Genomic DNA, 24,480 nt, shown 5'->3' on the forward strand with positions numbered 1-24,480 from the left:
GGAATGCCAAAACTATGCTGCACAAGATTAACTTGGAACACATCCTATTCTTGGATATTGAAACCGTACCTGAAAAGGCGGATTTTCAAGAATTGGACGATGTAAAACAGGAACTCTGGGAACAAAAATCAAAATATCAGCGTAGGGAGGATTTTACTGCAGAAGAATTTTATGATAGGGCAGGTATTTGGGCAGAGTTCGGGAAAATAATCTGTATTTCGGTAGGATATTTTAAAATGCAAGGTGAAACCCTCCACTTTAGGGTCACCACTTTTCACGGCGATGAAACTAAACTATTAAAGGACTTTAAAAATCTTTTGAATGGTCATTTCAGCGAAGCCAAACACTTGCTATGCGCACACAACGGTAAGGAGTTCGATTTTCCTTATATCGCCCGCCGGATGATCATTAATGGAATCTCCCTGCCTTGGAAATTGGATCTCTTTGGAAAAAAACCTTGGGAAGTTCCCCATTTGGACACGATGGACCTGTGGAAGTTTGGCGATTACAAGCATTATACCTCCTTAAAGCTGATGACGAACATCTTGGGCATACCCTCCCCTAAGGAAGACATTGATGGCAGTATGGTGAGAGATGTTTTTTATGAGGATAACGATTTGGACCGTATCATCACCTATTGTGAACTGGATGTGGTTACCACCGCTCAGGTCTTTCTCAGGCTTCGTAATGACCCTCTTTTGGAAGATCATCAAATAAAGAAAGTGTAGCCCCCTAGCCCCCAAAGGGGGAATTTGGTTGTTGGTTGTTCGATTTTTGGTTGATGGTTGCTGGTTGTTGGTTTTTTGATGATCATACTCAAATTCCAAAAGCAACGCCCTTAATTAATAAAAAACAGCCATATAGCCCTCGTAATGGCACATAAAAAAGGGTAACCTATTGGCTACCCTTTTATAGAAAAGTGTCGAGTTAGTTTGGATTACTTCTTCAAATCAAACCTGTCCAAGTTCATTACTTTGGTCCACGCCTTTACGAAGTCCTTTACAAACTTCTCTTTGGCATCCGAAGTGGCGTATACTTCGGCTAGGGCCCTCAATTCCGAGTTAGATCCAAAAATTAAGTCCACACGGGTGCCTGTCCACTTCTTAGCGCCCGTTTTACGGTCGGTTCCTTCAAACAGGGAATCATCATCCGATATAGATTTCCAAGTAGTTCCCATATTCAATAGGTTCACGAAGAAATCATTGGTCAACTGATCTTTTTTATCGGTAAAAATACCGTGGTTAGACCCGTCGGCATTGGCTCCTAAAGCGCGCATACCTCCTACCAATACGGTCATTTCCGGTGGGGTCAAGGTCAAAAGATTGGCCCTATCCACCAATAATTCCTCTCCTTTTACGGAATACTTTCCTTTGGTAAAGTTTCTGAATCCGTCTGCCAATGGTTCCAGAGCTTCGAATGCTTCAACATCGGTATTTTCTTGGGTCGCATCCGTTCTTCCTGGAGCGAATGGTACCGCTATCTTGTGACCGGCGTTATGCGCCGCTTTTTCAACTGCAGCGGTTCCTGCCAAGACAACCAAATCCGCAAAGGATACTTTTTTGTTTCCGGATTGAGCGTCGTTAAATTCCTTTTGGATACGCTCCAAGGTATCGATAACCTCAGCCAACTGCTTGGGATTGTTGGCTTTCCAGTTCTTTTGAGGGGCCAATCGGATCCTTCCTCCATTGGCACCACCACGTTTGTCAGAATCCCGATAGATGGAGGCTGCGCCCCAAGCTGCAGAAACCATACTGGACAAGGATAATCCAGAGGCCAATATATTCTTTTTCAATTCAGTGATATCGGAATCATTTACCAACTCGTGGTCTACCTCAGGCACTGGATCTTGCCATAAAAGCACCTCCTCCGGTACTTCAGGCCCTAAGTATCTATCCACAGGCCCCATGTCCCTGTGTGTTAATTTAAACCAGGCCCTTGCATAGGCATCCGCAAATTCATCAGGGTTTTCCAAGAAATGTCTTGATATCTTTTCGTAAGCCGGGTCCATACGTAAGGACATATCCGTTACCAACATAAAAGGCTGGTGCGTCTTTCCTTCGATGTGTGCATCGGGAACAGTTCCGGCCCCGGCGTCGCCAACCGGCTTATACTGCCAGGCTCCGGCGGGACTTTTTGTCAATTCCCACTCAAACCCGAACAAGTTTTTAAAATAGTTGTGGCTCCATTGGGTAGGCGTTTGGCTCCATGCACCCTCCAATCCACTTGTAATCGTATCCGCACCAACTCCGCTTCCAAAGTTGTTCTTCCATCCCATGCTCTGCATAGTGATGTCCGCTCCCGCTGGTTCTGGTTCCAAATAGTCTGTATCCTTGGCTGCTCCATGCGTTTTCCCAAATGTATGTCCACCAGCTATCAAGGCTACGGTCTCATAGTCGTCCATCGCCATTCTACCAAAGGTTTCACGAATGTAGTGTGCCGCTTCCAACGGATCGGGATTGGCATTGTGCCCTTCCGGATTCACATAAATGAGTCCCATGTGGGCAGCACCCAACGGATTTTCCAGTTTGTTGCCATCGGAATCATAACGTTCCTTATTGCCCAGCCATTCGGTTTCGGAACCCCAGTAAACATCCTCTTCCGGTTGCCAGATATCCTCACGACCGCCACCAAAACCGAACATCTTGAGTCCCATGGACTCATGGGCAACATTCCCGGCCAAGATCAATAAGTCTGCCCAGGAAATCTGCTTGCCATATTTTTGTTTGATAGGCCATAATAATAATCGGGCCTTGTCCAAATTGGCATTATCCGGCCAGCTGTTCAGAGGGGCAAAACGTTGGTTACCGGTACTTCCGCCGCCTCGTCCATCGGAAATTCTATAGGTTCCTGCTGCGTGCCAGGTCATTCTAATGAAGAAGGGGCCATAATGTCCGTAATCCGCAGGCCACCAATCTTGGCTATCGGTCATCAAATCAGTAAGGTCTTTCTTGATCGCCGCCAAATCCAATTTCTTGAATTCTTCGGTATAATTGAAATCCGGATCCATTGGGTCCGATTTGGATGAATGCAACCTCAATATGTTTAGGTTCAACATATTGGGCCACCAGTCACGGTTTGAGGTTCCGCCGCCCGCGGATTGGTTCATTTGCCCGTTCAAAAATGGGCAGCCCGCTGCTTCTGAATCATTTACGTCCCATGCTTCTCCATGGGGATTTTTGCTAGTATCCATTGTGTCTAAGTTTTTAAGTTCCAGTAACTGTAAAGATACCAATTTACCTACGGACATCAATAGCTATTATCTTGTTTTGACTTATTTCAATATCGATTTTGTCTATGATTTTTATAGAACCGATACCCAAATAAGAAGACCCGACGCGCGAAAGGCAAGTCGGGTCCAGATAAAAGGAAAAATGAATTGGTTCCGGGGGAATACGGGGCGGACTACAATTTAATTTTTAAAGAATTTGGTGCTTTTATACGTATCGCCATCCTTAACTTGAAGGATGTACATTCCTGTGGCGAGGTCCACTACCGGAATAGGTTTTTTGTCTATCGTGCCCACCTTCAACTCAATTCCGGCAGGCGAGATAATTCGATACATGGCAGATGCGCCAACTTCAGTCAACAGACTTATATGGGTCACCGCAGGATTGGGATATATGGAAAAGCTGATGCCTTGATCCGCACTTAATGTCTGAAAAGTGTCCAAAAGCCCTACAACCGTATTGGGTCCATCGAAGGTAAACTTGTATTCCATACTAAATTCCGACGCTATATTTTGGGAGCAGAATGTTTTGACACGCACAACGTAACTCTCATTTAAAACCAATTCCGATAAGGTTTTAGAACCGCTTGTGGTAAAATTCGAAATCCAGGTATCCTCGCTTTCCTTTCTGTACTGTACTTCATAAAGCCCATCAACGATTTCATCCCACTTCAACAAAATTTCATTATCAAGTGGATTATCCAATGCCAAACCATTTGGTGCAAAAGGACTACATTCCGTAAAGCTGGCTCCCGAAATTATTAGTGAATAGTCTTGGGCATCCCGTAACAGGCTTCCTTTATGGACCACTGTAATGGTATAATTTCCTTGAGCATTGGGTATTTCAATTTTCTCAAACGGATCAACTAAATTATCGCCTTGTTCAGCTGGAGCATTTGGATTTTTGGGATTCAACTTCCACGGAAGAAAGGTTTTTCCATCTTGGGTTATTCTTATGTCCAAATCGTTCACGAGTGCCGGGGTTCCATTGTTCAAATCCCCCCTATTGATATATTCCGATGCAGGGTCTGTCCATGAAATGGAAGCCATCAAGGTCGCGCCTTCGGTTGCCTTGACAGTCAATTCAAGGGTTTCCCCGTCTACAAGGCTGTTCTCCAAAATCTGAGTGCTGAACTCCTTTTGATACAGGACCTCAGCGGCCCTTTTTGCATTCATGACACCCCAGCCCATTTTATAATCGGGTCCGGGAGCATCAACATCATCCGCAGTATGGAGTGCAAGACCCTTTAAGGTTGCCGCCTTTAAATAAGATCCATAAAGCTGTTCATGGTATTGCTGTATTAGCAATAAGGCACCGGTGACACCGGGCGTGGCCATGGACGTTCCGGCGGATATATCATAGCTGGTTTCACTTTTGGCATCGGTAGAAAGGATGGAAGATCCATCTCCGGCCAAATCGGGCTTAATCCTACCATCGTCCACTGGACCATAACTACTATAGGAAGAAACCGAAGCCTCCTTTAGGTTGCCCCTGGTATCAATTCGAGAATTGGAACCTGCCACTGTGAGTCCATTTTTGGCCACCGTAAACCCCAATAGTAAATCAAAACCATCGGCACTTGTTCCAAAAACCGGAGACTCGTTATCCCCGCTGTGCCTTGCATTTCCGGCCGCAGTCACCATAAGATAATACGGGGCATTGTACATAATATTATCCCAATCCTGGGCCACTTTTATATAAGATCCAAAATACCAGTCTGGAACGCGGTCCGTCTTTATTCCATAGGAATGGTTGGAAAGTAACAATCCGTTGGCCGCTGCCTCCGCTACTTCGATCTTATCCCTCGTCCAGTCGTGTGAAAGAACATTGGCCCTGTAGGCGACTCCCTGTGCATTTCTTTTCACCCCGGAAGAAATCAAGCTTCCGGTGACCATGGTGGCATGCGCATCGATTTCCGTACCTCCATCACCCACATGGGCCCTTACATCATATTCCTGATGCGTGGTCATCGCTACACCAGCGTCCCAGACACCCACTTCCATACCAAGACCATCCAAATCCAAGTTCAAAAGACCATTACTATGCAGGGCAGAGGCCCTGGAAGTTTGACTGGCATTATCGGCATAGGTTTCATAATAGATGGGGGTACCATCCTGACCAATTTCCTGCAATTCGACCTTTTTACCATCGGGAAATACTTCCTTGATTTTTAGATTATTCGCTTTGGCCATAGCCATCGTCTTGGCCCTGTTCACCTCATAATCGAATTCCATGTCAACTTGCATGGAACCTATTTTAGAAAAATCATACCCCGATTTTATCAATAACTTTAATTCCTGGGATTGAGCAACCATCTTCTGGCCGCCTGAGACCAAAAGGAATAAGAACGACATGGTTACACCATTATAAAAGAAGCGAATTCTAGCGTCCATAGCATAATTAGATTATGTAAGATTTGGACTACAATATTATTGTTTGGACCGAATTCGATAATCAATCGCTCTTACATATTCGATGAAATACACACTAGATTCTTGATGGCTGTTGTGAAAGTGTCAAATTTTGATGTTTGTAGGATTATTCTTTCTTTTTATGCTTGTTGAACTTTAGAACGATGTACACTGGAAAATGATCACTGTAGCCACCCAAGTATTTTTTACCAACAAAGGTCCTAAAGGGATTTCCCTTGTATTTCCCTTTTATTTCCTTTAAAAAATCTTGGTCAAAAATATTTGCTGTATCAAAACTATGGCTGCCCTTCTCGTACCTATAGAATCTATGGGATAGTATAATCTGATCAAACAGGCTCCATGTTTTTTTGTAACTGGCGCTTCCCCGCGACTTGGGTATATGAAGGCTTTCCATTGGGTTGTGTAACCCTGTATCCTGTAAAAGTGTTTGAACACTCTTAGAGGACGGGTCGTCATTGAAATCTCCCATTACAATGCATTTGGGGTTGGACTCATCCCTTTGAATAGCGGCAATTTTTCCTTTTACAACTTCGGCGGCGGCCATTCTTTTATATTCAGTGATTTCCGCACCATCCCTTCTCGAGGGCCAGTGATTTATGAACAGGTGTATTTTTTCACCATTCAGTAGGCCGCATACATATAGGATATCCCTGGTAGTATCACGAACTCCATCTGGGTTGTTGACCATGAGAGGTATTGCTTGAGAGATAAGTACTTTAAAATACTTCCGATGATATATGAGCCCCGTATCGATACCCCGCTCATCGGGAGATTCATAATGCACAAAATCGTAATCCACGTCCTCTAACGGCTCCGTTTCGATCAAATCCCTTAGTACCGAATGATTCTCCACTTCCGCTACGCCAATGATTACAGGTGGATAGCGATTGGCCGATTGCCCTATGCTGAATATTGTCTTGGCCAACCCGGAAAGTTTTCTACGGTATTTATTTTGTGTCCAATTTTTAAATCCATCCGGGGTAAAATCCTCGTCCAGGGTACGGACATTGTTTTTGGGGTCAAAAAGATTTTCGAGATTATAGAAAGCGATGGTAAATAAATGTTCGGAAATCTTCTTTTTGAAAAATGGAAATCGCATGTCCTTTTTTTAAGGACCATAAATTTACTAAAATAGCTCCCTCTCTTTTATGTAATTTTGCACTTTACCGTTCTATGTTAGAAAAGAAGACCACAGAATACGAAAAGGCCGTCCTCATTGGAATTATCAATAAGGAACAAAACGAAGAGAAAGTAGCGGAATTTCTGGACGAACTGGAGTTCCTTACCTATACGGCGGGCGGGGAAGTTATAAAACGTTTTATCCAACGGGTAGACATCCCCAATCCAAAGACCCTCATTGGTAGTGGTAAAATGGAGGAGGTTGAACGTTTTGTGGACGAAAACGAAATTGGTTCCGTAATATTCGATGATGAGCTTAGCCCCGCCCAGCAGCGGAACATAGAAAAACAGTTGCGGTGTAAGATCATTGACCGTACCAGTCTTATCTTGGACATCTTTGCCCAACGTGCCCAGACCAGCTATGCCAGAACACAGGTGGAGCTGGCACAGTACGAATATTTGTTACCGCGTTTAACGGGTTTATGGACACACTTGGAACGGCAAAAAGGGGGTATTGGGATGCGCGGTCCGGGTGAAACGGAAATTGAGACGGATAGACGTATCGTTCGTGACCGAATTACACTGCTTAAGAAAAAGCTGGAGAAGATAGATAGGCAAATGGAGACCCAGCGCGGCAACCGGGGGTCGCTGGTACGGGTTGCCCTTGTTGGTTATACCAACGTTGGGAAATCTACCCTAATGAACGTCATTAGCAAAAGTGATGTCTTTGCGGAGAACAAGCTTTTTGCAACCTTGGATACCACGGTACGAAAAGTGGTTCTTGGAAACCTTCCCTTTCTTTTAAGCGATACCGTTGGATTTATTAGAAAATTACCCACCCAATTGGTAGAAAGCTTTAAAAGTACCTTGGACGAAGTTAGGGAGGCGGATCTCTTGTTGCATATAGTGGACATTTCCCATCCCCAATTCGAAGAACACATAGACTCCGTCAATCAGATTCTTTCCGAAATCAAAAGTTCCGACAAAAAGACCATAATGGTCTTTAACAAAATCGATCAATATAAAAATGAGGTCATTGAAGAGGATGATCTTATGACGGAAAAAACTTCCAGGCACTTCACCATTGAGGAATGGAAACGTACTTGGATGGAAAAAGTGGGCGATAGAGCCTTGTTCATTTCTGCCTTGAACAAGGAAAATCTGGACGAGTTTAGAAAACGGGTGTATCAAGAGGTCAGGGACATACATGTGACGCGTTTTCCCTACAATAATTTCCTATATCCGGAGAATTTGGACGAATATCAATAGGCATTTTTAAAGGCTCCAGTGTAGTTCATCGATCAAATTAAACCACTCATATTTTACACCACATTTTAGGTTTGGTTCACAACATAAATGCTGCATAAGCTGAATGTAGGCCGTACCTTTACCCTGTGTTTAAGTGATAGTGTTGACCCCAAATCGATATTTGACTTCTTAAGCTATAAGTAAAAATCCCATATTTTACGATACCTACTTAACCAAAAAGCCCTCCTAAAAAGGAGGGCTTTTTATATTTTAATATTCAGCTTATGACTTAAAACGCATAGTTTAGTCCGAACAATACATAGGTCTGAAGGTCGTTTTCTATATTTTCAAACGTCGCCGCTGGATTTGGCGTGGGACCGTTCAAGGCATAGTTCAAGGCTTCTTGTTTGTTGTTCCTTAGGCCAAACTCAAAACCAAGTCCAATTCCGTTCCATAAGGTATATCCAAAAGAGTTGATCCACGTATAATTGGAAAGGTCTCCACTTTTGTAGCTCTGGAACATGGATAGGTTGGTCTTAAAATTGACCTTACCGATTTGTCTGGTATAGTCGGCCACAATCTTGGCTCCCAAGGAAGATTCAAAAATGGTATCATCACTGCTGAATACAAAGTTGTAGTTCAGCGGATGGATAACGATTACCATATCCGTAATTGGGGTCCAAGTAGCACCCACACCTAAGTCTAGATATCCAGGATCATTGAAATTGCTAAGAATGGTAGTCCTGTACTCCCCTAAACCGGAAATAGCAAACTTTTCGCTTAGTTTTTGGCCATATAATGAGGAGATTGTAAATACGTCCGATGCCTGCCTGAAGCTATCATTATCGTTAGGGTCATCCTTGTCATCGAATTTCACCCAGGCAAGATTTACGTTCATTCCGTTTCTCCAAAAGAATTTTTCCTGGTTTAAGTTGGCGAATCCGTTTACGGTCACACCAATATTTCCTGATGAGTTGTTTGGAGAACCTTGGGCATACCAATTATTAAAATTGGTGAGGTTCGCACCAATGGTTCCAAAAGCACCCTTTTTCCAGCCTGGAAGCGCGTCAATTTGTGCCTGAATGGCGTCCACCCTTGCCTGAATGGCCGCAATGGAATCCTTTTTGGGACCCATCTCCGCTTTTAATTCATCCTCAGTTTGTGCAAAACCAAAAGCACAAGCCAATAGAAGAAAAGTAACTAAGAAATTGTTTTTCATGATTTAGTGTTTATTTCAATTAGACACCAAATGTACGAATAGTCACTTTTTCGACAGTAAAAATATATTGATTATTTGCGTTTGAAAAGAGGTACGGAAGAACAGGCTTCCCCGTACATGACGGACTTTGCAACTTCCTGTAATTTTTGGACCAAAAAGATGTAGGCGTTGGGGGGCACCGGTCTGTTACTGCAACCCTTAACTATTACAGGTTTATCCTGATAGTCTGAATAATCCAATTTTTCCAGAACACCGTAATACAGAGCTGTTTCCAAATCTTCAAGGGAGCCCTGTACAACACGTTTGGCATAAGGGCGTAATTTAGTGGCTACCAACATGTAGGCCCATCCTGGTACAATGGCATCGCTTGAACACGTAAGGGCCACAAAACTATCCTGATATTGGCTCCAATCATATTCTAGCAGAGCTTCCCTAAACTCCTTTTCCCTTAAGATGAGTCCCTGGTACAACCAATCCTTTATATCCAAAAGCTTTCGTGAACCTGTAGGATAATGATCCTCCAGGTTGAAAGTAACCAGTTTGCTTTGGGCGACCCTATTTACAATTTCCTCTGCCATCAGTACTTATAAAAGTCCCAGTTCCAATTTGGCCTCTTCACTCATCAAATCCTGCGTCCAAGGTGGATCAAAAGTAATCTCCACTTCCGCATCCTTAATGGCATTTAAGGATTTTACCTTTTCCTCAACCTCTACCGGAAGGGTTTCCGCAACCGGACAATTGGGAGACGTTAAGGTCATCAAAATTTTCACCTCGTTGTCCTCATTGACCAATACATCATAAATGAGTCCCAGTTCATAAATATCCACGGGAATCTCGGGATCGTAAATGGTTTTAAGCACCTTTACGATTTTCTCCCCCAAATCGGAGGTATCCGTTCCTACTACTTCTTCTTTCATGTCTTTTATTTTATTTGGGTTTGATAAGCCACAGCATAAAGTTTCAGCTGTTTGATCATACTCACCAGTCCGTTCGCCCTTGTGGGCGACAAATGTTCCTTAAGTCCTATTTTATCTATAAAATCAGTATCGGCCTCAATAATATCCTTCGGCTTTTGGTTGCTAAAGGCACGTATCAATATGGCTATAATACCTTTGGTTATAATGGCATCACTATCTGCGGTAAACACCAACTTATCATCCTTTAGTTCTGCATGTACCCATACCTTACTCTGGCATCCCTTAATGATATTATCATCGGTTTTATAGGTGTCCTCAATTAAAGGCAATGATTTCCCTAGCTCTATCATATATTCATAGCGCTGCATCCAATCATCGAACATGGAGAACTCGTCTATAATTTCTTCCTGTATTTCTTTTATTTGCATGTATCGCTTTTCTACAAAAGTACAATAGGAATTCTTGGGAATCAAAAGTTTAGTCTTACTCTAACAAATTGCCTTACAACAGCATGTTTCGAGCTCGTCGCACCCCTTGAACCAAAACGTCCACTTCTTCTTTAGTGTTATAAAAACTAAAGCTGGCCCTTACCGTACCCGGGATTTTATAAAAGTCCATGATGGGTTGGGCGCAGTGATGCCCCGTTCTTACGGCAATACCCAATTTATCCAAAATCGTTCCGATATCGTACGGATGAATACCATCGATATTAAAGGAAATGACCGAAGTTTTATTTTTAGCCGTACCATAAATTTTAAGTCCGTCTATCTTTAACAATTCTTGGGTGGCGTATAACAGCAATTCGTGCTCGTATTTGGCAATTTCTTCAAAACCAATGCTGTTCATGTAATCCAACGCCGCACCAAATGAGATGCCTCCACAAATATTTGGGGTTCCGGCCTCAAACTTATGGGGCAGGTCTGCATAGGTGGTTTTTTCAAAGGTAACTTCGGCAATCATCTCACCTCCTCCTTGGTACGGTGGTAATTTTTTTAACCATTCCTCTTTGCCATAAAGCATTCCTACTCCCGTGGGACCACACACTTTATGTGCGGAACAGGTGTAGAAATCGACATCCAAAGTCTGTACATCCGCTACAATATGTGGAGCCGCCTGTGCACCATCTATTAAAACAGCAGCGCCTATACTATGTGCCTTTTCTATTATTTCCTCAATAGGATTAATTGTTCCCAAGGCGTTGGAGATATGATTACAGAATACCAGTTTCGTTTTTTTGGTCAGTAATTCATCATACACATCCATCAACAATTCCCCTTCTTGGTTCATGGGGATTACCTTTAAAACAGCACCTGTACGCTTGCATAACATTTGCCAAGGTACAATGTTGGAATGGTGCTCCATCGCAGAAACCAAAACCTCATCTCCCTTTTCAAGAATTGAAGAAAACCCGTTGGCCACTAGATTGATACTATGTGTTGTACCGGAAGTAAATATGATTTCATGGGTTTTGGCCGCATTAAAGTGCTTCTGGATTTTTATCCTGGCCTGCTCATACTTATCCGTTGCCTCTTGTGAAAGTGCATGAACACCACGGTGGATATTGGCATTGTAGTTTTCGTAATAATCTACAATGACATCAATGACCTGTTTTGGTGTTTGTGATGTTGCGGCATTGTCCAAATATACAAGCGGTTGGCCATTGACCTTTCTTTTAAGTATTGGAAAATCTTTGCGTATTTTATTAATATCCAGCATATCGATGTAATGATATACAAAGATACCCGATAGCCAAGACATATAAGGTATTTGAAGATTTGAAAGTTTATTAATAAAAAGCTAAAACCCATACGGACTTATAAATATGTATATGCCCTTTGCAATCATGCGGATAAAACCTTACATTTTGACTAAAGGCTATTTCACATTAACCTTATTTCACTAGAAAAACTCTAATTTTTTAGAGCTAATCACCTAAACAAATAATTCAAAGATAATTGTATGGCAGCGTTATAGTTCTGTGCTCCTTGAAGTGCATTTAGCCTATTTCGAAGCCCAATGTAAAATTTTGGGGACAAGGAGAAATTATCGTTCAATTGAAGGCCAAGCCCTACGGCCGCACCATAATCCAATTGAAAATCCCCGGAAATGGAAGACCTTCTTTCCAAATTGGAATCCTGATTCAAGTCTTTATTTTTTATTACCTGATTGAGCAAAAACCCAAACTGTGGACCAAATTCAACGTCTATACGGTCATTAAGTGCAAACTTTCCCAAAACAGGAATCGTAAGATAATTTAACTGAACGTTGGTCCTGAAATCGTTTTCTTCCCCAACAGAACCATTGGTTTGAATGGCGGCTAAATCCGTACTGTATTGAAACCCTTGGGAAGAATATAACAGCTCTGGCTGCAGCTTAAATTTCTCAGAGAAATCGATTTCCATAAATATGCCTCCATGCCCGGAAAATCTAAATTTTAACCCATCCGTAAGGTCGCCCACGATGGAAGAATAATTGAGGCCCCCTTTAACCCCAAAATGTGCTTCTTGTGACCTACCCCCTTGGAGTAAAAACAAAAAAAGAGCCATTGTAAAAATGACTCTTTTATATAGGTTAAATTTCTTCATGAATGTCTATAGATCAAAGCCAAGGTTTACCCCAAGTTTATTGGCGATAAGCTTATTTATCCTAGTCTTTAATTCTGGAATGCGAACCGTTGCCAGTACATTGTTGGCAAAAGCATACATAAGCAGCGCTCTCGCCTCCTTTTTTGGAATTCCCCTGGTTTGTAAATAAAATAGGGCCTCTTCATCCAATTGCCCAATGGTACAACCGTGGGAACATTTTACGTCATCGGCAAAAATTTCCAATTGCGGCTTCGTGTTTATAGTGGCCTTATCACTGACCAAAATATTATTGTTTTGCTGAAAGGCATTGGTCTTCTGTGCAATCTTGTCCACAATGATTTTACCATTGAATACCCCGGTAGAATTTTCACCATAAATTCCTTTATAATCTTGGTGGCTTTCGCAATTGGGTTCTATATGATGTACCAAAGTATGGTGGTCAACAAGCTGCTTATCCCCAAGTATTGTAACCCCTTTCATCGTGGAATCTATATATTCCCCGTTCTGATAGAAATTAAGGTTATTTCGTGTCAATTTCCCTCCAAAGGAGAAGGTATGCACTCGAACAACACTTTTATTTTTTTGGTTGATGTACGTATTGTCTATCAAAGATGCTGTGGGGGCATCGTTCTGAATCTTATAATAATCAACAATCCCATTTTCCGCTGCAAAAATCTCCGTTACGGAATTTGTCAATACCTCATTGCCCGTTAAGCTTTGGTGCCTTTCAATAATCTGGACCTCAGCATTTTCCTCCACAACGACCAAATTTCTTGGCTGCAACATCAAGGACGCCTCATTACCCGTAGCAAAATGCAAGATCTCGATAGGTTTTCTTGGCATTTTGTTTTTTGGGATATAAATGTAAGCGCCTTCCCTGCTAAATGCCGTATTCAATGTGGTTAAGGATTCATCCTTAGAGGCTACCTTGTTGAAATAGACATCGATTACTTGTTGGTACATGGGTTTGCTCAAAGCTGCACTCATCAAACAGATATCCACACCATCATGGGTAGTTTCGGAAAGATAGGAACTATAGATACCATCTATAAATACGATTTTATAGGTGTCTATCTCGTGCAAGAAATACTTTTTCACATCCTTGTACTCCAAGGCGTTTTCTTCCTTTGGAAAAATGCTGAAATCTACCTTCTGAAGGCTGTTCAACGATGTGTATTTCCATGCTTCTTCCTTTTTCGTGGGAAAGCCCTTTTCCTCAAAGTTTTTTATCGCTTCCATACGCACATCATGAACGGGATGATCTACATCCACGTTGTTCTCGAATGCCATAAAGGAAGAAATCAATTTATCTTTTAAATCCATATTTTAGTAATAAGTAATTAGTTGTTGGTAGTTAGTGCCCTAAGCACTCCACTCATACCTTCTACCTTGGACTTTTTCCTTAAACGGACGCCTCCTGCTTTAACCAGTCGTATCCTTTTTCCTCCAACTCCAAGGCCAATTCCTTACCGCCCGACTTCACAATTTTACCATCGTGCAATACGTGTACGTAATCGGGAACGATATAATCCAATAATCGCTGATAATGGGTTATTACCAGTACCGCATTGTCCTTGCTCTTTAACTTATTGACCCCATTGGCAACGATACGCAAGGCATCAATATCCAGACCGGAATCCGTTTCATCCAGAATAGCTACTTTAGGCTCCAACATAGCCATTTGAAAAATTTCGTTACGCTTCTTTTCACCTCCCGAAAAACCTTCGTTCAAAGACCTCGATAGAAATTTGCGGTCTATTTCCAACAATTCCGATTTCTCACGGATCAATTTTAGCATTTCGTTGGCCGGCATGTCCTCCAATCCCTTGGCCTTTCTGGATTCATTGATAGCCGTTTTCATAAAATTGGTAACCGATACTCCTGGGATTTCCACGGGGTATTGAAAGGAAAGGAAAATACCTTTATGCGCCCTTTCTTCTGGAGCAACCTCCTCTAAATCTTCACCTTCCAACTCTACGGAACCTTCCGTAACCTCAAACTCTTCCTTACCGGCTATGACTTCGGCCAAGGTACTTTTGCCAGAACCATTAGGCCCCATAATGGCATGTACCTCTCCTGCTTTTACCTCAAGGTTTATTCCTTTTAATATTTCCTTATCCTCTACCCGCGCATGCAGGTTTATAATTTTTAACATAATCTATTACTTTAAATATTCCGGTGCCTTTGGCATTTTATTAAAATCTTCTTTTTGATGTTGTACATACACCCTAGCGCCCTTTTCCTTTGCAAAAGTTTCAAAAGCTTCCATACTGGCCAGTGTTTCTTCTACATCGTAATTAAAGCTGGGCACTCTTTTATACTCCCTATTTTCGTAAAGGTGATACAAATCCCCTGTTAACAGCGTAGGTCCGTTTTCGAGTAAATTCAAAAACAGAACTTGATGCCCAGGCGTGTGTCCTGGCATGGATTTCATAATCACCGTTCCATCGCCAAACACATCATAATCTCCTTCTATTTTTTGAATTTTGTCCAATTCCTGTATCGCCTCATAAATTCCCTCTCCACTATTTTTAACTTCCTCGCTCGTAATAAAATCGTATTCCGGACCTTGAACCAACCAAGTGGCATTTTTCATGGTGTTTGCATGGCCGCTATGATCAAAATGGGTGTGTGAAAGTGCCATAAAATCAATATCGTCAGGAGTCATTCCTATTTTTTTCAATTGATTTACAACCGAATCCTTCCTCGATACCGTAAAAGCCCCCGATTGATCTGTATATTCCGGTTGGCCAACCAACATTTGGGGCAAGCCGGCATCCCACATTAAAGTACCTTTGGGATGAACAACTACGTAAAAAGGATCGGCAAACTCCTTTGTCTGACCTTGATAGGTAGTATCCTGGGAAAATAACTCCAAGTTATTGACCATCACCGTACCTCCATCAAAGGTATAAAGTTTGATTTCTGGGGCCGGTGCTTCGGCAACCTCAGTTTTCTCCTCCTTCTTGACTTCCTTACAGGATAGGAATCCAATTAAAACTGCGATAAAAAAGAAAAATCTTTTCATAAATTTATACTATAACTTAGTAATAAGGAATCACCTATTGACTGCGCTTGAGGGGACATCCCATAACCATTTATCCTACGGAACCTTCTAAACTGATTTCCAATAATTTTTGGGCCTCAACGGCAAATTCCATGGGGAGCTTGTTCAATACTTCCTTACTAAACCCATTTACGATCAAGGCAATGGCCTTTTCCGTATCGATACCACGTTGGTTGCAATAGAAAATTTGGTCTTCCCCAATTTTACTGGTAGTAGCCTCATGTTCTATTTGGGCCGTTTTATTTTTTGCTTCTATGTACGGAAATGTATGCGCCCCGCATTCGTTGCCCATCAACAAGGAATCGCATTGTGAAAAGTTACGTGCATTGTCCGCACGACTATTGATCTGTACCAGACCGCGGTAACTATTCTGTGATTTACCTGCGGATATCCCTTTTGAAATAATGGTACTCTTGGTGTTCTTACCCAAGTGGATCATTTTGGTCCCCGTATCCGCCTGTTGGTAATTATTGGTTACCGCAATGGAATAAAACTCACCAATGGAGTTGTCGCCTTTTAGGATACAAGAAGGATATTTCCATGTTACGGCGGAACCTGTCTCGACCTGCGTCCACGAAATTTTGGCATTCTTCTCACAAAGTCCGCGCTTGGTTACAAAATTATAAACCCCACCTTTTCCATCCTTGCCTCCGGGAAACCAGTTTTGGACTGTGGAATATTTTATTTCAGCATTGTCCAGGGCAATAAGCTCCACGACGGCGGCATGCAATTGGTTCTCGTCCCTAGATGGTGCCGTACACCCTTCCAGATAACTTACATAACTGCCCTCATCCGCTATGACCAGGGTTCTTTCAAACTGTCCGGTGCCCGCCTGGTTTATCCTGAAATAAGTGGATAGTTCCATGGGGCAGCGCACTCCTTTTGGGATATAGCAAAAACTACCATCGGAAAAAACGGCGGAATTCAAGGCCGCATAAAAGTTGTCCTTTTTGGGAACCACGGTGCCTATATATTTTTTTACCAATTCCGGATGTTCCTTTATCGCTTCGGAAATAGAACAAAAAATAATCCCTTTCTCGGCCAAGGTCTTTTTAAACGTAGTAGCTACCGAAACGGAATCCATCACGATATCCACGGCAACCCCTGCCAGTTTCTTTTGCTCGTCTATGGAGATACCCAGTTTTTTGAACGTATCCAACAATTCTGGATCTACTTCATCCAAACTATCATACTTTGGTTTCTTGTTAGGTGCCGAATAATAGGAAATAGCCTGAAAATCGGGCTTTTTGTACCTAACGTTTGCCCATTCCGGCTCCTCCATTTCCTTCCAGGCCTTGAACGCTTCCAAGCGCCATTGGGTCATCCAGTCCGGTTCATCCTTCTTTTTGGAAATCGCAATAATCACTTCCTCGTTAAGTCCTATAGGAAGGGTATCCGATTCTATGTCCGTATAGAAACCATACTCGTATTCCTTGGTTTCCAGTTCTTTTTTTAATTCCTCTTCAGTATATGCCATATATGTTCAATTAGACCATTGTCCTTCAACAATTGTCAATTATAATGAAAAACTCTCCCCGCATCCGCAAGTGCGCTGGGCGTTTGGGTTGTTAAACACAAAACCTTTCCCATTAAGACCTCCGGAGTATTCCAAGATGGTCCCCACTAAATATAAAAAACTCTTTTTGTCTACAATGATTCGTACGTCATTATCTTCAAAAACCTTGTCCGTTTCGTCCATTTTGTTATCGAAATTGAGTTCATAGGACAAACCGCTACAGCCTCCACTCTTTACGCCCACCCTGACATAATCCTTGGAAGCATCGAACCCTTCCTCTTCCATAAGGGTTCTCACCTTCTTTTTTGCCGTTTCCGATACTTGTATCATATCTTAAAATGGATTAATTATAAATAGTTCACAAATATACTTCATTGGTAGGTTTTAACAATAGAACCTAACATTATTATAACGTATTAAACTATAGGACTTCTCTATGTTGAAGAAGAGGGAATTTACCGGAGTTTTATGAGTACCAAATCAGATTTTCCTTTTGATTCCAATCCTTGGAAATCAACACTTTGACTCTCACCGATAAGCAGCACACTTCCATCCTCGCATTCTACCACATCATAGCCAAAATCTATATGGGAACCGCCAAAGGAACTTTGCCAAAGTAGCTTGCCTTTTTCATCGGTTTTTAAGATCCAAATATCATTTTCGCCGTTATTTGACGATACATCCTGATCTGAACTCTTGGAATTACCCAAAACATAATAACCGCCATCCTTGCTCGATACAACAGCCTGTGCAGCGTCAAATTGACTGCCGCCATAAGTGCGTTCCCATATAAGATTTCCAAAACCGTCCACTTTTAACAGCCAGAAGTCGGATTCCCCCTTACTTTCGGTAACATCCCCATCGGTACTAAAGGTGTTGCCCACAACTACATAACCGCCGTCCAAGGTGTTGTCTATATCATAGGAAATCTCTATACCCGTGCCACCAAAAGAACGTTCCCACGCCATCGTTCCCGTGTTATCGACTTTCACGAGCCAAAAATCATAACTACCTCCGGGATTGCTGATATCAAAATCATCACTTTCCGAGAATCCGGCCATGACAAAACCCCCGTCCTCCGATCTCACCACGGCATGAGACCTATCGTTGTTGGTGCCCCCAAAGTATCCCCGCCATTCCACATCCCCTAACGGGTCGATTTTGGTGCCCCAGAATTCCCCCACTCCATGTCGGGCGAGCGTGTTGCCTTTTTCCGTATATCCATCGGCCAGGGCAGAAGTAATATCCAAAAAGCCTGTAAAGAAGAAGCCCCCGTCCTCAGTCTGTAATAAATCGTAGGAATGATCGTGACCGGAAAAACCATAACTTTTTTCCCATTCAATCTCCCCTGAAGCATTGAGCTTCAACAACCAGTTATCATGAAATCCCTGATTTACGCTTGCATCACCATCATCACTCATTGCGTATCCTGTGAGCGCATAACCACCGTCCATGGTCTGGACCAAACTCTGCCCCCGATCGTCCTTGGAGCCACCATAGGTTTTGCTCCACTGTACATTGCCATCGGCATCCAGTTTCAACAGCCAATAATCATTGACCTCAAGCAATTTTCCCTGTAAATCACCGTCAATACTGTTCGAAAATCCCAAAATGGCATAGCCTCCATCCGAAGTCTGGATAATGGCCTGACCAATATCCTCGCCCGATCCCCCAAAGGTCTTGATCCATTCCACTTCGCTCAAAAACCTATTTCCGTTGATTTCAAGGTTTTCATCATCGGCATCCTTGGAACAGGACCAAAAGAAGATAAGTACCCAAATGAAATGAAACCTGTACATTTCCTATTCCGATTTCTTAATCACGAAAAACCCGTTGCTTATATCGCTGACCACAATTTTCCCACTTTCAAAAAAGGGATAAACACTCCAAACTCCATCAAATTCGGTATTATCATTTTGTGGAAACGTATCAAAAAAACCTGTTTCGGAGATATTTTTGCCTTCAATATCTGAAATATCCAATACCCGTACTCCTGCCGTATAATTAGCCAAATAGAAATCGTTCCCCAAAACGTAGCCATTGTGGTCAATGGCACTCGTTGGTCCCAGATACGTATCATGTAACAAGGGATTGTCCAAATCCGTCATATCAAAAATCAAGGTCCTAGACCTAAAGCCGGAGTTTATCTCATCCAACTCATCGCCCAGGATAAAATAACGCTGGTCTTCCGTAAACCAGCCTTGATGGGTATAGCCAATATTGGGATACGGAAGCGTCGCAATCGCAACAGGATTTTCCTTATTGGTAATATCTACCACAACGACTTGGGTCTCGTTGGCCCCAACAAAAATTTCCCGATCCGTATAATCCGTATCTGGTCCGGTATAGGTCACTACCTGGGCATCATGGGTATAGCCGTTTATGCCCCAACCGCCAGCGGCCACTGGCATTGTGGGATTTGAAAGATCCAGAAAATGGACGCCTCCATTGTAAATATCATCCCGATTGGTCCCTACCGGATAAGCAAACCCCGTAGCCGTATTGATAACGATATTGTGGGCATTCCCAATACCCGTAAACCTTCCGTCTTCCTCAAATTCGTTTGAATTGCCCACAGCATCGCGCAATTTTGTAAGGTCGAACACTTGCACCCCATGAGCATTGGCCTCCGAAACTATGTACGCATAGTCCCCATAAACCTTTATATCCCGCCAGGAACTCGCCGTTGTAGTGGTTGGCAGTTTTCCTAGATACATCAAGTACTCAGTATCGGAAATATCAATAAATGCCGTTCCATTATCCAGACCCATTAGGGCATATTCCTTTCCCGTTGAGGCATCCGTCCATCCCCAGATATCGTTCCCCGATTGTGCGCTCAGCGCTGTCATAGGAATATGTCCCAATAAATCGTACCCGTTGCAGGGATAGTCTCCGGCAAACCCATTTTCACAGGGAACAAAGGAGGTTGTTTCTCCCGGCACTCCCGGGTTTTCCGATTCATTAGGAATATCAATATCATTGTTCACATTATCCTTGGAACAGGAAGCAAAAACGATCAAAAACAATAGAACGGCCCGTAATCCCATCATGATAAATTTATAATAATAGTAAAGATACGATATAAAATATCCTGTTTACTTTTGCAACATGCTAGAAGACAAGAATAAAGAAAGGACCTCCTTGGAGAAATTGGGCGAGTTTGGGCTTATTGACCATCTGACCCAACATTTTACCCTAAATCACCCATCTACCCTAAAAGGCGTAGGCGATGATGCTGCGGTGCTCGACTTTCAAAATAAAAAAACGGTACTTTCTACCGATTTGCTGGTAGAAGGAGTCCATTTTGACCTAAGCTACATGCCGTTAAAGCATTTGGGATACAAAGCCGTGATGGTAAACCTCTCCGATATCTATGCCATGAACGCAAAGGCCACCCAAATTACCGTGTCCCTTGCTGTTTCCAACCGTTTTCCTCTGGAAGCCTTGGAAGAATTGTACGCAGGAATTCATCTCGCTTGCAAAACCTATAATGTGGACATGATCGGGGGCGATACCACTTCTTCTAAAACGGGTATGCTGATCAGTGTCACCGCCCTTGGCGAGGCCGAAGAAGACAAAATCACCTATCGTTCAGGTGCCAAAGAAAATGATCTATTGGTGGTTTCAGGCGATTTGGGCGGAGCCTATATGGGACTGCAAGTACTGGAGCGCGAAAAAGAGGTTTTTAAGGTAAATCCAAACAATCAACCCGATTTGGAACCGTATTCCTACATCGTGGAGCGACAATTAAAACCCGAAGCGCGCAAGGACATTGTGGAACTGCTTGAAAAACTGAAAGTCACTCCTACCTCCATGATCGATGTCAGTGACGGACTCTCTTCCGAAATATTGCATTTATGCAAAAACAGTGAAGTGGGCTGTGCACTGTACGAAAATAAAATTCCGTTAGATCCAACGGTTATTTCTACCTGTGAGGAATTTAAAATGGACGGCACCATGATCGCCCTTAGCGGGGGTGAGGACTACGAATTGTTGTTTACGATAGATCAGGCCGATTTTCCAAAAATCAAGGGAAATCCCAACCTAACGGTGATTGGGCATATGACCGATAAATCCGGTGGCGCAAATCTGGTAACTAGGGCGGAAACTTTGATTCCCTTAAAGGCCCAGGGATGGAATTCGTTTCAGTCGGAATAAAAAAATCCTGGAAAAAAGCGCGATTCTTTCCTTAACCGTTGTGGGGCATACGACAGATAAGAATACAGATGCTTACTTAATTTCCAGGAATTCGATGATAGGTTTCGCGTTAGGTAATGACGGAAACCCGGTATCCTTTAAAAAAGTGCGTTATGCTACTTGATGCTCGCTGTGTCTGTACTGGTAAATACGTTCCAATGTTCTATTGATGTCCTGCAGTTCCGGTGTCAATATGGATAGGTTGCCACTTACGTCTGTGGTAACCTCTTTTTTGCAATGGATGCATTTATATTCCTTGATGTGGGACGTCACTTTTTTGGAAACGGCATAATGATGTCCAAAGATGGTGCAGAAAAGTTTTTTCATGCCTTAGGATTTTTAGGTTCACATTTGGTTCGATTTGGGAATCGGTAAAATGTAGATTTGTTATTGGTTTCTATATTACAATTATGAGAACGAAGTGTTTTCAATAATATTTGTTAAAGTATATCTTTTTAAGCACCTGAACCATAATTTGTTGTGATGTGGATAAAACTTGTGGTCAACGCTAATTTTTTATGGGTCTTGATTTTTTGAAATAGGTATTCCATCTTTTTCTTCTATCTTCCCATTATGATTTCAAGTGCTTTCAAGACTAAGGAAATATGGGTAACGGCCTTCGCGTTATTCTCCCTGTTTTTTGGTGCCGGTAACTTAATCTTGCCTCCCCAACTCGGTTTAAAATCGGGTGAACTTTGGTGGCTGGTTACCTTGGGGTTTTGTACCTCTGCCGTCCTGATTCCTATTCTCGGCATATTGGCCCATGCCAAATTGCAGGGAACCATCTTTGATTTTGGGAAAAAAGTTTCGCCCACTTTTTCCCTGATCTACTCGTTACTTGTATATGCTATTGCCATAGGCCTACCCGCACCCAGAACGGCTTCGGTAACCCATGAAATGGCCGTTGCCCCTTTTATTGACAGTTCGCCCTGGCTCACCAGCATGCTCTATTTTGCCTTAGTGTTCGTTTTTGTCATGAACCGATCTAAAATTCTGGACCTCATTGGTAAACTGTTGACCCCGGCCATATTTCTCATTTTAATAGGCATTATAGGAGTCATTACCTTTTCGCTGGATTATGATTTTGCCCAAAGCACTATGGAAAATGTCCTTACAACCGGTATTTTAGAGGGCTATCAAACCTTTGATGCCATTGGGGCCGTTGTTGTGGGTGGCGTCATTATAGTCTCCATAAACATTAGGCACAAGACAAAAAGTTATGCTGAAAAAAAAATCCTGATCCGCCAAGCGGGATGGCTTGCCGGGTTGGCCCTTTTCCTGATTTATATGGGGCTCATCCTTTCCGGGGCCTTGTCCCATTCCCTTTTTGACTTGGATATTTCCAGAACGGAACTCCTCTCCGGATTGGCTACCGAAGCCTTGGGCCATTACGGTAATCTGTTACTGAGTATTTTGGTGTCACTGGCCTGTTTTACTACGGCCGTGGGCATTATTACGGGAACCTCCGATTTTATACGATCACGTTTTCGAGATTCCCAAAAAGGGTATACCATTACGGCCATCCTGGGCTGTGTTCTAGGGGTTATCATGGGGCAGTTTAATGTAGACTACATTATTGCCGTAGCCTTACCGGCTTTGATGATCATTTACCCCATTACGATTGTTTTAATATTGCTGAACATAGTCCCGGAAAAATACGCTTCCCCAACAGTTTTTAAAGCGGTCGTTTGGACGACCATCGTTTTTAGTGTCCCGGATTTTCTGGGAACTATTGGAAGCCCCCTAGCCCCCAATGGGGGAATACTCAAATGGATACCTCTACAACAATATAGTTTGGGATGGGTGTTGCCGGCTTTGGTGGCTTTTATTGTAGGGAGTGGTATTCTTTATTTTAAGGTTCAAAAAAGAAATAAGACGAAATAAGTATCTTAGTTCCGCATATAAAAGAAGTATAGGTCATTAATGATTTATATACAATTGTTGGCAACAAGCTATGATTAAAATGTTGTACATTTAGGTAAAAGTCGTTATTAGGGTTAATCATTACTTAATTGGTAACATTTTGATTCTCTCTATTAAATTAAATCGTTTTACTACAATTAAAAAAAGGAAATTTATGGCAATTAATATTATTGGAGTTGGACTCGGACGTACTGGTACTTACTCACTTAAATTAGCAATTAATCAACTTGGACATGGTCCATGTTTTCATATGGAAGAGGTTTTAAAAAACATGGATGTACAAGTTCCACTTTGGTCAGAGGCCGTAAAAGGAAATTCGAATTGGAACGCCATTTACGATGGTTTTAATAGCTCAGTAGATTGGCCTACGGCTGGATTTTTTCGTGAATTAATCAAGGAATACCCAACCGCCAAATTTATATTGACTGAACGAAACCCTGAAAATTGGGCTGATAGTTTTGGTTCAACAATTTATAAATTAGTTGAAGGAAAAGATAAAGCTCCTGAAAAAATGCACAATTGGCTCGATATGTGCATTGAAGTCATAACTAAAAGTGGGTTTCCACTAGGAATGGATCGGAATGGATTAATCAATGGGTTTATAGCTCATAATAAAGCAGTAAGAGAGATTATTCCAGAAGAACAGTTACTTATATATCAAGTGAAAGACGGTTGGGAACCACTTTGTGAATTCCTGAATTCACCAGTGCCCAATGAGTCATTTCCTAACACGAATAATCGCGAGGAATTTTGGGAATTGGTAAATGCTGGAAACTAAAAAGAATTGCTAATATTTTGATTTATGGCAATAATTTAGAATTGCTGTTTATAAGAAATAGCCAATTGCCAACAACGGTAACCGTTGCACAAGATATTAATCCGTGAAAAAATGGATCCGTACAAGCCTCTTTACGGGGCTTTTTTTGGTCCGCCTTAGATTGGCAGCGCTAATCTTGGATGCCTTACAAAAGCACCGAACAACGGTTCAAGGGCACTTTTGGCCCATCTTGCCAAAGCTGGTGTCATTACC

The 24,480-nt window shown here is 42.3% G+C and carries 22 protein-coding genes; 5 read left to right on the forward strand and 17 right to left on the reverse strand.

The window, feature by feature from the left end; all coding sequences use genetic code 11:
• The first annotated feature begins 14 nt into the window (after positions 1-14).
• Positions 15-728 carry a 3'-5' exonuclease gene (locus BFP75_RS14920; RefSeq protein ID WP_099546157.1) on the forward strand — a complete coding sequence of 238 codons (714 nt, stop codon included), beginning with the start codon at positions 15-17 and terminating at the stop codon, positions 726-728.
• A 209-nt stretch (positions 729-937) separates the two neighbouring features.
• Here BFP75_RS14920 and katG read toward each other — a convergent pair whose 3' ends face one another.
• The 3 genes from katG to BFP75_RS14940 all read right to left on the reverse strand — a co-directional run bounded on the left by katG (position 938) and on the right by BFP75_RS14940 (position 6,758).
• A complete protein-coding gene (katG, locus tag BFP75_RS14925; RefSeq protein ID WP_099546158.1) occupies positions 938-3,190 on the reverse strand; it encodes a catalase/peroxidase HPI in 2,253 nt (750 codons plus the stop codon).
• Positions 3,191-3,409: 219 nt separating this feature from the next.
• Entirely contained in the window at positions 3,410-5,620 is a 2,211-nt protein-coding gene (locus BFP75_RS14935; protein WP_099546160.1) for a S8 family serine peptidase, read from the reverse strand.
• Positions 5,621-5,765: 145 nt separating this feature from the next.
• A complete protein-coding gene (locus BFP75_RS14940; protein WP_099546161.1) occupies positions 5,766-6,758 on the reverse strand; it encodes an endonuclease/exonuclease/phosphatase family protein in 993 nt (330 codons plus the stop codon).
• 74 nt (positions 6,759-6,832) lie between these two features.
• Between BFP75_RS14940 and hflX the strand changes: the two genes are divergently transcribed.
• Positions 6,833-8,047, forward strand: coding sequence for a GTPase HflX (hflX, locus tag BFP75_RS14945; RefSeq protein WP_099546162.1), 1,215 nt, complete (start codon positions 6,833-6,835; stop codon positions 8,045-8,047).
• A gap of 268 nt (positions 8,048-8,315) precedes the next feature.
• On the opposite strand, the gene BFP75_RS14950 is transcribed toward hflX, so the two are convergent.
• The 13 genes from BFP75_RS14950 to BFP75_RS15010 form a co-directional block, all read right to left on the reverse strand.
• Positions 8,316-9,245 (reverse strand): DUF3078 domain-containing protein, encoded by a 930-nt coding sequence (locus BFP75_RS14950; protein WP_099546163.1) that lies wholly within the window; start codon positions 9,243-9,245, stop codon positions 8,316-8,318.
• 71 nt (positions 9,246-9,316) lie between these two features.
• Positions 9,317-9,823, reverse strand: a complete 507-nt coding sequence (locus BFP75_RS14955; protein ID WP_099546164.1) for a DUF2480 family protein — start codon at positions 9,821-9,823, stop codon at positions 9,317-9,319.
• 6 nt (positions 9,824-9,829) lie between these two features.
• Positions 9,830-10,162 carry an SUF system Fe-S cluster assembly protein gene (locus BFP75_RS14960; RefSeq protein ID WP_099546165.1) on the reverse strand — a complete coding sequence of 111 codons (333 nt, stop codon included), beginning with the start codon at positions 10,160-10,162 and terminating at the stop codon, positions 9,830-9,832.
• 5 nt (positions 10,163-10,167) lie between these two features.
• Entirely contained in the window at positions 10,168-10,590 is a 423-nt protein-coding gene (locus BFP75_RS14965) for a SufE family protein (RefSeq protein ID WP_099546192.1), read from the reverse strand.
• A 73-nt stretch (positions 10,591-10,663) separates the two neighbouring features.
• The gene (locus tag BFP75_RS14970) at positions 10,664-11,878 is read right to left on the reverse strand and encodes an aminotransferase class V-fold PLP-dependent enzyme (protein WP_099546166.1); all 1,215 of its coding nucleotides are present in this window, start codon (positions 11,876-11,878) and stop codon (positions 10,664-10,666) included.
• Between the two features lie 212 nt (positions 11,879-12,090).
• The gene (locus BFP75_RS14975; RefSeq protein ID WP_099546167.1) at positions 12,091-12,747 is read right to left on the reverse strand and encodes a porin family protein; all 657 of its coding nucleotides are present in this window, start codon (positions 12,745-12,747) and stop codon (positions 12,091-12,093) included.
• A gap of 6 nt (positions 12,748-12,753) precedes the next feature.
• Entirely contained in the window at positions 12,754-14,070 is a 1,317-nt protein-coding gene (gene sufD, locus BFP75_RS14980) for a Fe-S cluster assembly protein SufD (protein WP_099546168.1), read from the reverse strand.
• A gap of 79 nt (positions 14,071-14,149) precedes the next feature.
• Entirely contained in the window at positions 14,150-14,902 is a 753-nt protein-coding gene (gene sufC / locus BFP75_RS14985; RefSeq protein WP_099546169.1) for a Fe-S cluster assembly ATPase SufC, read from the reverse strand.
• A 6-nt stretch (positions 14,903-14,908) separates the two neighbouring features.
• Positions 14,909-15,775, reverse strand: a complete 867-nt coding sequence (locus BFP75_RS14990) for an N-acyl homoserine lactonase family protein (protein ID WP_099546170.1) — start codon at positions 15,773-15,775, stop codon at positions 14,909-14,911.
• A 70-nt stretch (positions 15,776-15,845) separates the two neighbouring features.
• The gene (sufB, locus tag BFP75_RS14995) at positions 15,846-17,291 is read right to left on the reverse strand and encodes a Fe-S cluster assembly protein SufB (RefSeq protein WP_099546171.1); all 1,446 of its coding nucleotides are present in this window, start codon (positions 17,289-17,291) and stop codon (positions 15,846-15,848) included.
• 39 nt (positions 17,292-17,330) lie between these two features.
• On the reverse strand, positions 17,331-17,660 hold the full coding sequence (locus tag BFP75_RS15000; protein WP_099546172.1) for a HesB/IscA family protein: 330 nt from the start codon (positions 17,658-17,660) through the stop codon (positions 17,331-17,333).
• Between the two features lie 125 nt (positions 17,661-17,785).
• Positions 17,786-19,129 carry a hypothetical protein gene (locus BFP75_RS15005; protein WP_099546173.1) on the reverse strand — a complete coding sequence of 448 codons (1,344 nt, stop codon included), beginning with the start codon at positions 19,127-19,129 and terminating at the stop codon, positions 17,786-17,788.
• A gap of 3 nt (positions 19,130-19,132) precedes the next feature.
• The gene (locus BFP75_RS15010) at positions 19,133-20,377 is read right to left on the reverse strand and encodes a choice-of-anchor B family protein (protein WP_099546193.1); all 1,245 of its coding nucleotides are present in this window, start codon (positions 20,375-20,377) and stop codon (positions 19,133-19,135) included.
• A gap of 61 nt (positions 20,378-20,438) precedes the next feature.
• On the opposite strand from BFP75_RS15010, the gene thiL reads away from it, so the two are divergent.
• Positions 20,439-21,488 carry a thiamine-phosphate kinase gene (gene thiL / locus BFP75_RS15015; protein WP_099546174.1) on the forward strand — a complete coding sequence of 350 codons (1,050 nt, stop codon included), beginning with the start codon at positions 20,439-20,441 and terminating at the stop codon, positions 21,486-21,488.
• A 150-nt stretch (positions 21,489-21,638) separates the two neighbouring features.
• Here thiL and BFP75_RS15020 read toward each other — a convergent pair whose 3' ends face one another.
• A complete protein-coding gene (locus tag BFP75_RS15020) occupies positions 21,639-21,854 on the reverse strand; it encodes a hypothetical protein (RefSeq protein ID WP_099546175.1) in 216 nt (71 codons plus the stop codon).
• A 246-nt stretch (positions 21,855-22,100) separates the two neighbouring features.
• On the opposite strand from BFP75_RS15020, the gene brnQ reads away from it, so the two are divergent.
• Together brnQ and BFP75_RS15030 are read left to right on the forward strand one after the other, a co-directional pair.
• Positions 22,101-23,411: a branched-chain amino acid transport system II carrier protein gene (brnQ, locus tag BFP75_RS15025; RefSeq protein WP_099546176.1), complete on the forward strand. Its 1,311-nt coding sequence runs from the start codon at positions 22,101-22,103 to the stop codon at positions 23,409-23,411.
• A gap of 193 nt (positions 23,412-23,604) precedes the next feature.
• Positions 23,605-24,228, forward strand: coding sequence for a sulfotransferase family protein (locus BFP75_RS15030; protein ID WP_099546177.1), 624 nt, complete (start codon positions 23,605-23,607; stop codon positions 24,226-24,228).
• Positions 24,229-24,480: the final 252 nt, after the last annotated feature.

The sequence above is a fragment of the Maribacter sp. 4G9 genome (assembly GCF_002742265.1).
In the GTDB taxonomy this organism is placed as follows: domain Bacteria; phylum Bacteroidota; class Bacteroidia; order Flavobacteriales; family Flavobacteriaceae; genus Maribacter.

Bases quoted from the DNA above. Each gene is read 5' to 3' on its own strand.
- BFP75_RS14920 (WP_099546157.1), top strand. From the start codon at position 15: ATGCTGCACAAGATTAACTTGGAACACATCCTATTCTTGGATATTGAA.
- katG (WP_099546158.1), bottom strand. From the start codon at position 3,190: ATGGATACTAGCAAAAATCCCCATGGAGAAGCATGGGACGTAAATGAT.
- BFP75_RS14935 (WP_099546160.1), bottom strand. From the start codon at position 5,620: ATGGACGCTAGAATTCGCTTCTTTTATAATGGTGTAACCATGTCGTTC.
- BFP75_RS14940 (WP_099546161.1), bottom strand. From the start codon at position 6,758: ATGCGATTTCCATTTTTCAAAAAGAAGATTTCCGAACATTTATTTACC.
- hflX (WP_099546162.1), top strand. From the start codon at position 6,833: ATGTTAGAAAAGAAGACCACAGAATACGAAAAGGCCGTCCTCATTGGA.
- BFP75_RS14950 (WP_099546163.1), bottom strand. From the start codon at position 9,245: ATGAAAAACAATTTCTTAGTTACTTTTCTTCTATTGGCTTGTGCTTTT.
- BFP75_RS14955 (WP_099546164.1), bottom strand. From the start codon at position 9,823: ATGGCAGAGGAAATTGTAAATAGGGTCGCCCAAAGCAAACTGGTTACT.
- BFP75_RS14960 (WP_099546165.1), bottom strand. From the start codon at position 10,162: ATGAAAGAAGAAGTAGTAGGAACGGATACCTCCGATTTGGGGGAGAAA.
- BFP75_RS14965 (WP_099546192.1), bottom strand. From the start codon at position 10,590: ATGCAAATAAAAGAAATACAGGAAGAAATTATAGACGAGTTCTCCATG.
- BFP75_RS14970 (WP_099546166.1), bottom strand. From the start codon at position 11,878: ATGCTGGATATTAATAAAATACGCAAAGATTTTCCAATACTTAAAAGA.
- BFP75_RS14975 (WP_099546167.1), bottom strand. From the start codon at position 12,747: ATGAAGAAATTTAACCTATATAAAAGAGTCATTTTTACAATGGCTCTT.
- sufD (WP_099546168.1), bottom strand. From the start codon at position 14,070: ATGGATTTAAAAGATAAATTGATTTCTTCCTTTATGGCATTCGAGAAC.
- sufC (WP_099546169.1), bottom strand. From the start codon at position 14,902: ATGTTAAAAATTATAAACCTGCATGCGCGGGTAGAGGATAAGGAAATA.
- BFP75_RS14990 (WP_099546170.1), bottom strand. From the start codon at position 15,775: ATGAAAAGATTTTTCTTTTTTATCGCAGTTTTAATTGGATTCCTATCC.
- sufB (WP_099546171.1), bottom strand. From the start codon at position 17,291: ATGGCATATACTGAAGAGGAATTAAAAAAAGAACTGGAAACCAAGGAA.
- BFP75_RS15000 (WP_099546172.1), bottom strand. From the start codon at position 17,660: ATGATACAAGTATCGGAAACGGCAAAAAAGAAGGTGAGAACCCTTATG.
- BFP75_RS15005 (WP_099546173.1), bottom strand. From the start codon at position 19,129: ATGTACAGGTTTCATTTCATTTGGGTACTTATCTTCTTTTGGTCCTGT.
- BFP75_RS15010 (WP_099546193.1), bottom strand. From the start codon at position 20,377: ATGGGATTACGGGCCGTTCTATTGTTTTTGATCGTTTTTGCTTCCTGT.
- thiL (WP_099546174.1), top strand. From the start codon at position 20,439: ATGCTAGAAGACAAGAATAAAGAAAGGACCTCCTTGGAGAAATTGGGC.
- BFP75_RS15020 (WP_099546175.1), bottom strand. From the start codon at position 21,854: ATGAAAAAACTTTTCTGCACCATCTTTGGACATCATTATGCCGTTTCC.
- brnQ (WP_099546176.1), top strand. From the start codon at position 22,101: ATGATTTCAAGTGCTTTCAAGACTAAGGAAATATGGGTAACGGCCTTC.
- BFP75_RS15030 (WP_099546177.1), top strand. From the start codon at position 23,605: ATGGCAATTAATATTATTGGAGTTGGACTCGGACGTACTGGTACTTAC.